General features: G+C 43.8%; 10 protein-coding genes. 9 read left to right on the top strand and 1 reads right to left on the bottom strand.

Annotated elements, in window-relative coordinates:
* Positions 1-91: 91 nt before the first annotated feature.
* The 5 genes from V1L65_RS12010 (at position 92) to V1L65_RS11990 (ending at position 7,582) form a co-directional block, all read left to right on the top strand.
* Entirely contained in the window at positions 92-2,656 is a 2,565-nt protein-coding gene (locus V1L65_RS12010) for a LuxR C-terminal-related transcriptional regulator (RefSeq protein ID WP_331699384.1), read from the top strand.
* Positions 2,657-2,806: 150 nt separating this feature from the next.
* A complete protein-coding gene (locus V1L65_RS12005; protein ID WP_331699383.1) occupies positions 2,807-5,542 on the top strand; it encodes an S-layer homology domain-containing protein in 2,736 nt (911 codons plus the stop codon).
* Between the two features lie 176 nt (positions 5,543-5,718).
* A complete protein-coding gene (locus V1L65_RS12000) occupies positions 5,719-6,093 on the top strand; it encodes a GntR family transcriptional regulator (protein WP_331699489.1) in 375 nt (124 codons plus the stop codon).
* 3 nt (positions 6,094-6,096) lie between these two features.
* Positions 6,097-6,963: an ABC transporter ATP-binding protein gene (locus V1L65_RS11995; RefSeq protein WP_331699382.1), complete on the top strand. Its 867-nt coding sequence runs from the start codon at positions 6,097-6,099 to the stop codon at positions 6,961-6,963.
* Complete coding sequence (locus V1L65_RS11990; RefSeq protein WP_331699381.1) at positions 6,956-7,582, top strand: ABC-2 transporter permease; 627 nt, start codon at positions 6,956-6,958, stop codon at positions 7,580-7,582. The genes V1L65_RS11995 and V1L65_RS11990 overlap by 8 nt, the downstream gene beginning before the upstream one ends.
* A gap of 65 nt (positions 7,583-7,647) precedes the next feature.
* On the opposite strand, the gene V1L65_RS11985 is transcribed toward V1L65_RS11990, so the two are convergent.
* The gene (locus V1L65_RS11985; RefSeq protein ID WP_331699380.1) at positions 7,648-10,272 is read right to left on the bottom strand and encodes a leucine-rich repeat domain-containing protein; all 2,625 of its coding nucleotides are present in this window, start codon (positions 10,270-10,272) and stop codon (positions 7,648-7,650) included.
* 774 nt (positions 10,273-11,046) lie between these two features.
* Here V1L65_RS11985 and V1L65_RS11980 point away from each other — a divergent pair.
* The 4 genes from V1L65_RS11980 to V1L65_RS11965 all read left to right on the top strand — a co-directional run bounded on the left by V1L65_RS11980 (position 11,047) and on the right by V1L65_RS11965 (position 14,350).
* Entirely contained in the window at positions 11,047-12,501 is a 1,455-nt protein-coding gene (locus tag V1L65_RS11980; RefSeq protein WP_331699488.1) for a DHA2 family efflux MFS transporter permease subunit, read from the top strand.
* Positions 12,502-12,555: 54 nt separating this feature from the next.
* Positions 12,556-13,158, top strand: a complete 603-nt coding sequence (locus tag V1L65_RS11975; RefSeq protein WP_331699379.1) for a TetR/AcrR family transcriptional regulator — start codon at positions 12,556-12,558, stop codon at positions 13,156-13,158.
* Between the two features lie 206 nt (positions 13,159-13,364).
* Positions 13,365-13,853 (top strand): YfbM family protein, encoded by a 489-nt coding sequence (locus V1L65_RS11970; protein WP_331699378.1) that lies wholly within the window; start codon positions 13,365-13,367, stop codon positions 13,851-13,853.
* Between the two features lie 65 nt (positions 13,854-13,918).
* Complete coding sequence (locus V1L65_RS11965; protein WP_331699377.1) at positions 13,919-14,350, top strand: NUDIX hydrolase; 432 nt, start codon at positions 13,919-13,921, stop codon at positions 14,348-14,350.
* Positions 14,351-14,450 lie beyond the last annotated feature (100 nt).

Genomic DNA, 14,450 nt, shown 5'->3' with positions numbered 1-14,450 from the left:
AGGATAGAGTGAAGTTCATCGTAATGTTTATGATGGCGCTTACGCCGCTTGTTTTTATCGAATTAGAAGCAGCGAAAGGAGATAGAATGCCATGATGATCGTCGTTACTAAATTGCATATTCCCCAACCGCGGACATCGTTAGTAACGCGTACAAGACTTATCCAACGTTTGCATGAAGGGTTGGATCGAACGCTTACTTTGGTCACTGCGCCTGCCGGATATGGAAAAACCACCTTGCTCAGTGAGTGGGCGAATACTCTGAAATGCCCTGTCGCCTGGGTATCGATGGATTCAGGTGATAATGACCGCATCCGTTTTTGGGCCCATACGATAGCGTCGTTGAAACAAGCCTGCCCTGCCTTTAACGCGGAGTCTGTCCTTCGATTCGCTGCGGAAGATTCAGATTCGTTTATTGCTGCGCTCATAAACGGTTTACATCGCTTATCCCAAACAATCATACTCATCTGGGATGATTTTCATCATATCAAAGATCCAGCGATTCTGAAGGGAATTATATATCTTTTGGAACGCATGCCGAATCATATTCATCTATATATAGCCAGCCGAACTATTCCACCTTTTTCCTTATCCCGTATACGAGCAGGAACTGGACTGGTCCGATTAGGGGTGAGCGATCTGCGTTTCCTGCCTGAGGAAACATCATTATTTTTTACGATGTGCGGCAAGATAAACTTGTCTGAGGAAGAAGCGGCCACCGTACAAGAAAAAACAGAAGGATGGGCAACTGCGATGCGGCTGCTAGTTTTATCATTGCACGAACAAGCTGATCCAGCATCTCTCGTCAGCATGCTGACGGGAACAGAAAGGGATATTTCCGATTATTTTTTTGAAGAGGTTTTATCCCGGCAGCCGGAAAAGATCCAGCAATTTTTGCTAAAGACGTCGGTATTAGATCGTATGACAGGCGAGCTTTGCATGTCAGTAACCGGTATGTCGGAAAGCAAATTGTATTTGCAACATTTGGATCAATTGAATCTGTTTCTTGTGCCCTTGGACGAGCAGCGGGAATGGTACAGATACCATCATCTGTTCCAGCAATTTTTGACCGCGCAACTGCAGCGACGAGAACCGAAACAATGGAATGCACTGCAGATTGCAGCTGGAAAATGGTTTGAGGAAAATGGCTGCCCGCATGAGGCAGTAGATCATTATTTGGCCGGTGCGGGTTATGAGGAAGCGCTAATGCTGCTGGAAGCAATTGCGCCGGAGCTGCTAGTCTATGAATGGACAACGCTTTACAAATGGTTGAATGATATTCCTGTTTCATTGTTAAGTGCCAGACCGATGCTGTTTTTGACAAAGCTCGCTTCCCAATATATGTCCGGGCGAGTTGAAGAAGCTACTGACGTGTATTGGCAAGCGGTACGCTGGCTGGAAAAGGGTGCCGATAATCTTCCTCCGCATCAAAGTAAGACATTACATGCAGGTCTAGCATTTCTCGCTGCATTCCGCACGTTTTTAGATCGGGATTTTGACTATGCTGTACAGTATTCAGAAGAATATGTCAGCATACACCCAGAAGGTGATTTCTTCATAGGTTTTGGGGGTGACAAGGACGGCTGGCATCCGGTTTGGGATATTTATGTATCGGACGATAGCATTACATTAGCGAAGCAAATATTAACTCCTTTAATATCGATTTGGTCTGAAACCCGAAATGTCTACTTTGTTGCGCATTTATGTATTGATTTTGGCAAATTGCAGTATGAATGTAATCGCCTGGACGAAGCTGAGAAGTATATGCGTCGGGCTAACGATATCGGAAAATCGTATGACAATCCATGCCTGGCGACTGTTTCGGCGCTTTGGCTAGCCCGTATAGCCACTGTTCAAGGAGACGAGAAGAACGCAACTGCAATCGTTAAGCAATTAAGCGAACAGCCGGCTCTGAAGGCTAATCCCCATTTGTCAGGGAAAATCGCTTTATTTCAAGCTATGTTGGGCAAGAAGCAGGGAGAAGAAGAGGCTTGGAATCAATGGTTGATAAGCAGCGGGTTACGATTTCAAGACGAAATCCCGCTTTCGATGATCAACGAATACGCTTTTCTCGCATCTTTGCTGGCAGAGGAAGAGCAAATCGAAGAATCTATCGCTTTGACGGATCGGCTCTTTTTCATCGCGATTCAAGCAGGACGGAAAAGCGACCGAATTCGCCTGCTTGTATACAAGAGCCTTTTTCTATCTCTCCAAGGAAACGCTGAGAAAAGTATGACCATACTAGAAGAAGCGCTCGCTTTGGCATGGCCGGAGGGATATATTCGTACGTTCATAGATGAAGGGATACGACTAAGGAAACTATTGGATCAATATCTCGCATTGCGTCAAAAACAACATCATCGTTCTGTCCGGAAAGTTCCTTTAACATACGTGAAACAACTGCTGCGCCTATTTCCGCGAATAGAAGGGGTAACTGGCGAAATGATTACTATAGAAGGAAATATGCCTATTTTAACTGCGAAGGAAAAGTGCGTGCTGCATCTTATGGAAAAGGGATTGTCAAATAAAGAATTGGCGAGCCAGCTTAATATCTCACTGGCAACCGTAAAAACTCATATTAACAATATTTATGGCAAACTACAGGTCAAAAGCAGATTGCAAGCGCTGGAACGTGCCAATACTCTCCAATTGTTCTGACTTCGACTGGTTCTCCTTAACTAATCTCCACCCCCTCTCTCCACCTTTTCGCTTTTGGCGATAGGCAGGGTTGATCTCAAAAGCGCGAGAAGTGTGTATAATCGGCTGGAAAATGCTAGTAAGAGATCAACTGAGGAGGAGTTGTATGACATGTGTCAGAGGAGAAAAAAAATATGGATTGTATGGCTCGCAATCTGTTTAGGATGTGTGGGAGTAATACCAGCCTCGAATGTGAATGCTGCTGAATTGCTGTTTGAGCAAGGCGCAGGTTATGAGTCAGGCGCTTATGAACGCAAAGCAGCTCAGCCAACAGCTTTTAATTGGGTGCGGCAGTCCAGATTTACGGGAAGTACGGATTCAGAGGAGAAGTGGACGTTTGCAGCAGAGGGTTCGATTTATTCTACTCCTGCAATCGGTACAGATGGCACACTATATGTCGGTTCGTATGATGGCAAGCTGTATGCCATCGATTCAAGAACAGGCAGGCTTAAATGGTCATTTGTTACGGAAGGGGCGATTGCTTCTTCGCCAGCAATCGGGGCAGACGGCACGATCTACGTCGGTTCAGGGGACGGAAGACTGTACGCACTCGATCCAAATGCCGAGCATAAGCAAATATGGGCCTTTGAAACAGGAGATTCGGTACATGCTTCACCTGTAATCGGAGGGGATGGCACCATTTATATTGGTTCGTACGACGGGAATTTGTATGCGCTGGACCCGTATGCGACTGTTGATAATGAACGGGAGATTTGGTCCTATGAAATAGGCGGTGAAATAGATTCTTCACCTGCGATTGGACATGATGGTACGATCTATGTAGGCTCTGGCATTGGTATGTTTTATGCGCTGGATCCTCATGCGGATGATGATCAACGCGAAAAATGGTCGATTGAACTTAATATGGGCTATGATGGTTTGTGCTGGGATGATCTGTGTCCGGTATATTCATCGCCTGCAATTGGAGCAGACGGCCGCACAATATATGTCGGTTCGGATGATGGATTCGTCTATGCGCTCGATCCGAATGCCAGTGATGATAATAATCGTGTAAAGTGGTCATTTGATGCATGGGGTTCCGTTTTATCATCACCTGCGATTGGAGACGATGGCACGGTTTATATTGGTTCATACGATGGAGCGCTATATGCGCTGGACCCTGATGCAGATGATGAACATCGTGTGAAGTGGTCGTTGAATACCGCGACAAATCCATGGATTCCAATCATATCCTCGCCAGTCGTAGGAGCAGGCGGCATAGTTTACATCGGTTCAGGAAACAAAAAGTTATATGCACTGGATCCATATGCTTCAGATGACGATAGAGTAAAGTGGTCATTTGCAACAGCGGGAGAAATCTACTCCTCGCCCGTGATCGGTCCAGATGGAACGATATATATAGGATCTTACGACAAACGGCTGTATGCCATTGGGACGAGATCTATCCTTGTTCCTGATGAGGTCGCTGCTGTTGCGGATGAAAGTGCAGTGAAGCTCGCTTGGAGTGATGTTTACGGTGCTGCTGGCTACAAACTATACCAATATGAGGGAACAGAGGCACCTGAATCAAGGAACGAATGGACACTTGTAAACGATGATGAACTTATTGCTGAAACAGAATATATGGCTAAAAACTTGAAGGCAGGCCAGATATATTGGTTTGCGATCAAGGCAGTTGGCACTGAAGAAATTGAAAGTGAATTTTCAGATTATGTATCCGCAATGCCTTATACGAATGTTGCGAAAGTAGATGAGCTTGCACGGCTTCAAGTTGCCAAAGGGACAAAGCTGGATAAGCTGACTTTGCCGGAGGAAGTAAATGCCCAGTTGAGCGATGGATCTGCAATCAAATTACCAGTAAGCTGGGATTTGGTAAACACAGACTACAACTTTGCACAAGCGGGAACTTACAAAATTACAGGAGAGCTGCAGCTCTCCGCGCATATCCGTAATCCTGGCATTCTGAATGCTGAACTGACTGTAATCGTGCTTCCAGGTATTAATGGAGGCTGGTATTTATCCAACAATGCGAATTTGAAAACATTGGAAATTTGGACAGAAGATAACCTTATTCCTCTTACACCGTCGTTTATGGGGGATACACTGTCATATACAGCCAAAACGGCAGCGGATCTAATCGAGGTGACGGCGATTGCGGATCATCCAGCTGCAAAAGTTACCTGGAATGAGCAAGTGCTGGCTGACAGTATTCAAGTCGATTTACAGGAAGGGGCAAATGACATTTCGCTGATTGTTCAAGCTGAAGATGGCTCTCGGAAAACGTATAAGCTTTATGTTGAACGGCAAATGCCTGAACAGGAAAAACATGAACCGCCTGTGATTTCGTTCACTGACATTGCTGGTCATTGGTCGGAAGCCTATATTAAGCGCGCAATAGCGAAAAGTTTTGTCAGCGGCTATCCGGATAAAACGTTTCTGCCTGATCGCCCGGTTACTCGTGCTGAATTTACGGTTATGCTCGTAAAAGCTTTGAACCTGGGGGAGGGAAGTGCAAATCTCTCATTTACTGATTATGAACAATTCGGCGCATGGGCAAAGCAAGCCGTTGCACAAGCGGTACAAGCAGGCTTCGTCCAAGGATATGCAGACGGCAGCTTCCGGCCAAACATGCCAATTACACGAGTAGAGATGGCGGTTATCATTGCTCGAGCGCTCAAGATGCAGCCTAATGCTTATGGGACAACCGGCTTTGCAGATAACGAAGAAATTCCTAAGTGGGCGAAAGGGGCAGTAGAAGATCTCCGTAAATTAGAAATCATCCGCGGCTACAGCAACAATAAATTTGTACCGGGCAAGCCGGCTACCCGTGCAGAAGCGATCGTCATGCTGCTTAGAATGTTGGATGTGCTGGATCAGAAGATATAGTATTCAAAGCTTTACAACGAAGGACATTTCCGTTTTCTAAAAACAGAAATGTCTTTTTTGTGCTCGGAGCCGTTTATCCTTGATATACTGGATGAGCTTTATTGACGCATTATCTAATAGTGTGTATATTATATATATACGGTGTATACTTAACGAGCGTTAGTGAGGTGAGAGACATCAAAATTATATTATCCAACGCATCGAGCGACCCCATTTATATACAGATTATAGATCAGATTAGACAAAGCATTTTGAATGGCGAACTACACGCTGGAGACAGTCTCCCGTCCATCCGGCAGCTTGCCAAGGATTTGCAGGTCAGTGTTATTACGACCAAACGCGCTTATGAAGAGCTCGAGAAAGAAAGACTCATCGATTCAGTTGTAGGCAAAGGGTGTTTCGTATCGGGTGCCAATAAAGACTTCATACGGGAGCAGCGCATGAAACGGTTAGAAGAGAAAATGCTCGAAATCATTCAGGAAAGCAAGGCATTAAGCATGAGCCGTCATGAATTAATTGATCATTTGACGTTATTGTTCGAGGAGGAATAGGCAATGAATGCAATTGAAGTACGTAATTTAACTAAAACTTATCAGCTGTTCCATGTTGATAATATTTCTTTGGATGTGAAGCAGGGCTATATTACCGGACTCATCGGACCGAATGGTGTTGGTAAAAGCACCTTGATCAAGATGATGCTTGGCATGATTCGTCCTGACTCTGGAAGCGTAAAAATACTTGGCCGCGATATGCCTCAACATGAAGTTGACATTAAGCAACGCACCAGCATTGTATCGGATGATTGCTTCTATTATGAACATCTTACGATAGCTGATACGAAGAAGATGATTGCACCATTTTACAAAAACTGGAATGAAACAAAATTTAAAGGTTATCTTGAACAATTCGAGCTGTCTCCGAAAAAGAAAATTGAAAACTTATCCAAGGGTATGAAGATCAAGTTTTCCCTAGCGATTGCATTATCACATCAAGCCGAGCTCCTTGTCATGGATGAACCGACCTCTGGACTTGATCCTGTATTTAGAAGGGAAATGCTTGATCTGCTCGCAGATATGATGCAAGACGAAAAGAATACGATAATTTTCTCGACACATATTACGACTGATCTGGATCGGATTGCTGACTACATTACATTTGTCAACCGCGGAAAACTCGTTTTCAATGAAGCTAAAGAAGATGTGTTTGAGAGATACGCTATTGTAAAGGGTGACCAGCAATTGCTCGATTCGGATATTCGGAAAAAATTTGTCGGACTTCGTGAGACGGCGGTAGGCTTTGAGGGTCTAGTAGATAACAGGCAAGAGGCAGAACGATTATTTGGCAATTATGCTCTATTAGACAAACCATCATTAGAAGACATCATGTACTTTACCGCCAAGGGAGGCCGTGTTCATGTATAACTTGCTTCGCAAAGACTTTATCGCTTTAAAAAGCTCATTATGGATAATTATTCTTTATTTTGTTGTGTTCAGTGCTGCCTTTATTCCAAAAAGTGAAATGTCCATCTATTTTGTAGGTATTTATACAGCTTTCGGATCTAAAATTCTTGGTACAATGATCGATATCAAAAACAACAATCATAACTTTTTGGTCACGCTGCCGATCAGCCGCAAGCATATTGTGAAAGCCAAGTATATAGCAGCTATTATGTATGCACTTTTTGGAATACTTGCTTCATACGGGATTCACTGGCTTGTTAAACTTGAATATCCTGAGCTGAACAAGCCTGCCTTTTCTGGATTGGACATTATGGCTTCAATAGGGATGGTGCTCGTTTTAACTTCTATCTATATGCCTCTATTTTACGCACTTAGTAAGAAAGGAGCAGCCATTATCAATGCCGTGTTTATGCTCGCTCTAATTATATTGGCTCAACCTGCGGCTTTTTATCTGAATATGATGAGCGAAAAAGGAGTTTTTGAAGGACAAACGTTATTGCTTATTCCAATCGGTATCTTACTGTTATTCATAGCTTCTTATTACTTGACTATATTTCTGTTTAATAGGAAGGATTTATAAATGAAATCAAAAAGAGGGCGTTCTCCGTTTAGAACAAACGGGAGGACGCCCTCGACACGATCAGCTTAATCTACAACATGGACCCATTCGTCTTTGAATAATATACGGCCTTCTCTAAGCTCATTTTCATAGTTCGATTCATCGAATGCCCCATCGAAAACTGACAATCGGAAGTAAACTTCCGCATTCCGCTTCAATGGTTCCGGAGAAGGTCTTAACGTATACTGAAGATCACCCGGCGCCAACACTTTCGGCTGATTCGAATGATTGACTGCTATGGCGGATTCGCCATACAAATAGTTCCAGGATTTGTCGTCAAAATCAGCCCCGAAGAAAACTTCAGTTACATAAATGGCGCTATGAGCAGGCAACGTAATTTCCTTCACATTGCGTACCGAGTACTTATTTGATGGCGGGTACGAATTTGCAACAGGTGTTACGCTGTAGCTGAACATCGCCTGATTCAGTGCATAGCTGTCCAGTTTGCCTTGCGAAGCCGCTTGGTTAAAAGTAATACCTTTGCTGCCTTTCTTGAGCAAGGTGACATATAAATGATCGTTAGGCTGCAGCACGTTGCTTCTCTTCGGCATAAAGGTCAGCCCGTTGTTGCGATGGAGAAAATGGTTATCCTCCTCCTGGAAAAAATACTCCGTCGAGAACACCTTATAGTCAACTGTGAAAGTTACGCCTCCACCGGCAAGCGGCAATTCTGACGGTACATTCAACATAACGTCTACGCTTTCCTTATTGTAAGGAAACAATACAGCTTTGGAAATATCGCGGCTCAAACCTTTAGTGACATCTCCTTCGACTTCCACAGACACTGTCAGCCAAACAATAAGATCATTCTTTAAAGGGGTTTCTGCGTTAATGGATACGGTAATCTGTTGATTAGCCGGACTCGGAGAATCTGTCTTAGCTTTCGGGAATCGGTCGAAGTCCCATGCGATGGAAAGTTCTCTGGCCGTTTGTGTTTGATTGAAATAGTTCCGCTTGCCGAAGTCAAGCAGCTGCGCTTGGACAGCGTTCGACGGAGCAGCACCATTCCATTGGTTATCGGAATCGTTCCAGGTCGCATCTACATGATAGAATTCTCCATTCAGGCGAATCAGATTCCATGCATGGCCTGATCCGCTGATTCCATCGATATAATAAATGTCGAGTCCGGCTAGCTTGCCCAGCATCTGCATGGCTCGCGCATAGCCGTCACATACCGCATATTGCTCAATTAGAGCTCCATAAGCGTCATATGGTCTTGAGGCGGTTGGAATTCCTTTGCTGAATTCTTGATGATCATACTGGGTACGACTTAAAATGTAATCATGCACCGCAGTTTCTTTTTCCAGCTCCGACATGCCCGGGCGAATAATCGATTGAATAATTTCACGCGCTTTCAATCCCAGTTCCTGAGTGGAGGCTGCCGACTTGGAGCCTAAGTAGTTCATTCCTTTGACAAATGACATATCAATTACCGGATTTCCATCGACATTAAGCTCATCCATAAGCGGCAAGTCTGCGATGACGCTGATGTCAGATACCGCATTATTGTTCATTTCCAAATAGCTAAGCTGTTTAAGCTTCTGGAGCTCTTTGATGCTCGTCACCGCATTACTTGCGATATTCAGACTTTCCAATTTAGTGAGTGAAGACAATGCATCCAGCCGTGTGATGAAGTTGTGAGAAACAAACAACCCCTCCAGATTGCTGAGACTGCTTAGCGGCGACAAATCCTCGATAGAATTACGGTGCAGAACGAGCTCCTGCAATTCCCGAAGCGAGGACAGAGGCGACAAATCCTTAATCAAGTTGTCAGGCAATTCAATTCGTGTAAGCTTCTGCAACGCCTGAATACCATCAAGGGAACGGATTCGCGTATGCGGCACATTGACGCTGCTCAATCGGGTCAGGCGGTTGACATCGGAACGATACAAGTCACCTGTCGGCTTGCCGGCAGCGGCTCTTACCACCTGTTCCAAACCGGGATCAGAGAAGGTTACTACGTCTGTATCAGCACCTGCACCTTGTGCAAGCACCCCAGCGCGGTTAGCAGCTTCTTCCGTGAATACACCCTCTGCAATAAGTTTGCCGGCCAAGGTCATCTCTTGCTGCTTGAGCGGCTGCTTTAATGCTTCGAATGACAGCAGGGCGATATGGCCTCGTAAAAACGTCTGTTTGGCAAGCTCTTGGCTTGTCGCGGAATTGATCAGACCGATCGAAGCCGCTTTATTTAACGATTGAGCGTAAGTGAAATCCCCTTTATTATCATTGTAGCCGAGCGCTCTCAGCACCAGTGTAACGTATTGAATTGCACTCATTGGATCATTGGAGCCAAAACGCGAGGCGGACACCCCGTTGGCTAGTTGATGTGAATAGGCATAGTTTACATAACCGATTCCCCAACGCGGAACATCGATGAAAGGCGAAGGATCGTTTTGCAGTTTTTGAGCTTCAGCCTCTACACCCAGCATGCGAATCAGCATGACCAGCCCTTCTAGACGAGTCGGCTTCCGATCCAATTCGTAGCCCTTATTTGTACCAGCAAAAATGCCAAGTATATTCAAGCGATCCGCGTATTCCAAATGCGGGTCAGGGGATGCCTTCGCGATTGCGGCTTGAGGGAGCAGCGAGACGAAAAGACATAATGCAAGTAAAAATGAGCAAATAGTACTAGAGCTAAAACGACGATTCATGAAAAAAATTCTCCTTTTTTTGAAGTGTACATACAATTTGGAACATTGCGGTAATACAGGTTCATATATCCTTATGTTATTGTTTATAGTGCGATTGATCAAGAAAAATTTACTAGATTTTTATGAGAAAGGAGAAAAAAATAGAGAATAAAGAATTATTTTTAATAGGAGAAAAGAATTATTTGGGAAGAGGGTAAGAAAATTTAGACTGTGTAAAAAATCTCAACAAGTACTGGTACTGGTGCTGGTTCTCTCGCTCTAGAACTAACTTTTATGGAACAAGCAATCACGCGCTAAAGCTTACTGTATCTCCTCAGCCTGTTGAAAAACGCTAACGGAACTTAGACACGCTATTGTACGAAAATCAACTTATTTTAAAATCTAAAGGAACTGAGAAATTTTATTTACTCAAAATCACTACCTAAACGGGGAAAAGATCACCTATAGCGTTCCACAGTTCCGTTACAGTTTTAAAACACCTTTTTATTACTAAATAGAGCCTCTCAGTTCCGTTACAATTCTAAACAGGTGACATTACGACTTTTGCTCTGTTATTTAACTTTTACAACGAATCGACGACTTACCGCTTACTGCTTTAGGTCTGTTATCCAGGCTTAGTAAATGAGCATATAGAAAATATAAATTTTTTGTGCGAAATGTCACATTTTTATTGACATATGGGATAGTTGTTAGGTATGTTTTATTATGTAATGCGGACAATTGTCCGCAAGGCTTTTTATAAAAAAAGGAGTGGTACGTTTGAACGGCTCGAGTATGGAAGCGAAAGGGAATCTGGATTTAAGCAACATCAAAAGAGGACCGATAGTCGCTGCGCTTATTATTGGCGCATTTGTCTCAATTTTGAATGAGACGCTGTTGAATATCGCTTTTCCTAATTTGATGGAGTATTTCAGCATAACTGAAACATCGGTGCAATGGCTGGCTACAGCTTATATGCTTGTTGTCGGGATTCTTGTCCCTATAACCGCATTGCTGCAGCAGTGGTTTTCTACACGTCAAATGTTTCTTGGGGCAATGATCTTATTTCTTGCGGGTACAATAATTTGTGCGTTTGCTCCGATATTCGGAATACTTCTCACCGGACGTATCGTTCAAGCATTGGGAACAGGTTTGATGATTCCTGTATTGATGAATACAATTCTGATTATTTTCCCTCCAGAAAAAAGAGGAGGAGCAATGGGCATGATTGGTCTTGTCATGATGTCCGCTCCAGCGATTGGTCCTACCTTGTCTGGATTGATTGTTGATTCACTTGGCTGGAGATGGCTGTTTTATCTAGTTATCCCATTAGCGGTAATCTCAATTGTATATGCGGCTTTATATTTGAAAAATGTAAGTGAACTGACTAAACCGAAAGTTGATATTATCTCCATCCTGCTATCCTGCATCGGCTTTGGCGGCATTGTGTATGGTTTCAGCAGAGCGGGAGAAGGCTCTTGGTCAGACCCTGAGGTTGTATGGTGTCTCGTTGCAGGCGGGATCAGCCTGTTCTTGTTTATATGGCGCCAGCTCGTCGTGAAGGAGCCTATGCTTGATCTGCGCGCTTTCCGCTATCCGATGTTCTCGCTCGTTACTGTGTTGATGCTTGTTCTGATGATGGCAATGTTTTCTACAATGATTATGCTGCCGCTATTTTTACAGAATGTGTTGCTGCTTTCCGCACTAAGCGCAGGGCTCGTTATGATGCCGGGAAGTATATTGAATGGTATAATGGCGCCGATCTCCGGTGTATTGTTTGATAAGTTTGGTCCGAGAGTACTTGTTATTCCTGGCTTGATCATTATGAGTGTATCGATCTGGTTATTCTCGGGTATTGAAGCAGGGTGGACGAATGGTTATGTCATTTTTCTTCACATCCTGATGATGATCGGAATCTCGCTGGTCATGATGCCAGCGCAAACAACAGGGCTCAATCAGCTGCCGCGTCATCTCTATCCGCATGGCACAGCGATCATGAGTACACTGCAGCAAGTTTCAGGTGCGATTGGCGTAGCGTTGTTCGTCAGCATCATGTCCTCCGGTATGAAAAAATATATGTCGACATCACCAGATCCGACGAATCCAGCTGAAGGCATACCTGCAATGATAGCTGGTCTCCACAGTGCGTTCCTAATCGGAGGAATTCTTTCGATTCTGGCTGTAATTATCGGCTTCTTCATTCGCAGAACAAAAGCACCTCAAGAGGAAGGCCAGAAGCAGCCGGTATAAATTTTCTTTACAAATAGGCTTATGGCTAACATGACGGTAAGGGAGGTGTAGTCCATGACATACGGAAAAGACATCGATGAAATTAGCTTGAAAATCCTGTCAACGGCTAACGCTTTGTTTATCCAACATGGAGTTGAAGATGTGTCTATGCATCAGGTAGCTAAGACGGCGGGCATTGGACAAGGCACGTTATATCGTCGTTATCCGAATAAGAGCAAGCTATGTTTCGCAATTATGAAAAGCAAGTTTGACTTTATTATGGCGGATATCGAGGATTACTTGCTGAACGAAAAAGACCGGCCGATTATGGAAAGAATGTTCACGCTAATCAAAAAAATCGTTGTTCTCATCCAAGAAGATATGGAGTGGCTCATGGCTGCCACCTGCTCGGAGCGATTGGAGGAGGCGAAAGAAAACTGCTATGAAGCGCCTCCGTTTACTTATATTGCTAATAAGATGAATGAACTGCTGGAGGAAGCAGCCCGCCACGGGGAATTAATTGACCTTGATCCAGCATTCGCCTCCAGAATGATCGCATCTTCATTTTCACCAATGCTGCTCTTGCATTTGCAAGATCTCGGATATTCTTCTACGCAGGTAGCGGAGGAATATTGCCATACATTCATCGCTCCATTGTTTAGTCATAAGCAAATATAGTGCGTAACGCCCGGCAACATGCTTGTTGCCGGGCGTTTTTTATTGACTCAATCTTTGGGTAGCATACAAGGATTGAGCTTGGTAGTTATAGGTAAAATGTATTAGAGAGATGCATGTCTAATGTTTCTTGAAATACATATTTCTCCAATGTAACATTTAGATAGAGTAGAAAGTCACCTATACAAAACGGAAAGAAGGATGACAACATGGGAATATACGGATATTACTTTGCTATTGACGACAAACTGGTACAGCAAATCGATGTGGGTGAAATTGCATTGGAGAATTTGAACATAGCCGATTATCCCGGACTCGACATTGATAGATCTTGGGAGGCGATTCATTACTTGCTTTGCGGAGATATTTCCGATGGAGAGCCACCTCTTGGCTATGTCGTCCCGATGACGTCAGACAAAGGCATCGATTTCGGCTCATTCGGGGCATTTATCTTGCGCGCCGAGCAAGTTGCAGCAGCGCTTCAGGCTATGTCTGAACTGGATGAGGCACAGCTCCGCATGCGGTATGATTTCCCTGCTATGGCCAAGGAAGAGGTGTATCCTCTTGAGTCTGACTCTGTTTCCGATGAAGATGAGGACCCGTTCTTTGACTATCTGCTACAGCATTTTAATGAAATCCGGCGTTTCTACAGTCAAGCTGCAGCCGAAGGCAAAGGTCTTGTTTTCTATCTTTTCTGATCTTCATCTATTTTTATATTATCGTCTTTAATGATATACAAGACATCCTTTAAGGAGGCTATATCTTGCCAAAGTTAATCGGAGCTGCTGCAGTTATTTTAGACTCTGAAGGAAAAGTATTGCTTGTAAAGCATAGCTATGGCAAAAATAATTGGGATCTGCCTGGCGGGAAAGGTGAAGACAGTGAATCAGCAGAGGAAACCGCAATAAGAGAGGTATTTGAAGAAGTGGGATTAGAAGTCAAAATTCAAGAATTGACCGGTGTATACTATGAACCGAACTATGATATGCATCATTTTGCTTTCATTGCGAAAATCATTAATAACCAACTCCCCCAACCAAGCTCACCTGAAATTTTAGAATGCAAATTCTATTCAAGAGATGAACTTCCTAAGCCGATTAGCGATTTCACATGCAAACGCATCAACGATGCGTTAAAGCAAGATAGGAAGCAGTTGTTCCATACGGTGGGTCCGAGGCAGTGGTTTGAAGCATAAGTATTCTATGTTATACAGTCTCATAACAAAAAAATAATTAGTCTGGTTTATATTTAACGTCTCTAATCTTCTGTGACGGCGATTTCATAATCGTTTACTT

Origin of the sequence: Paenibacillus sp. IITD108, assembly GCF_036541265.1 — a bacterium.
Taxonomy (GTDB): Bacteria; Bacillota; Bacilli; order Paenibacillales; family Paenibacillaceae; genus Pristimantibacillus.
This window is presented reverse-complemented; position numbering and strand designations above follow the sequence as displayed.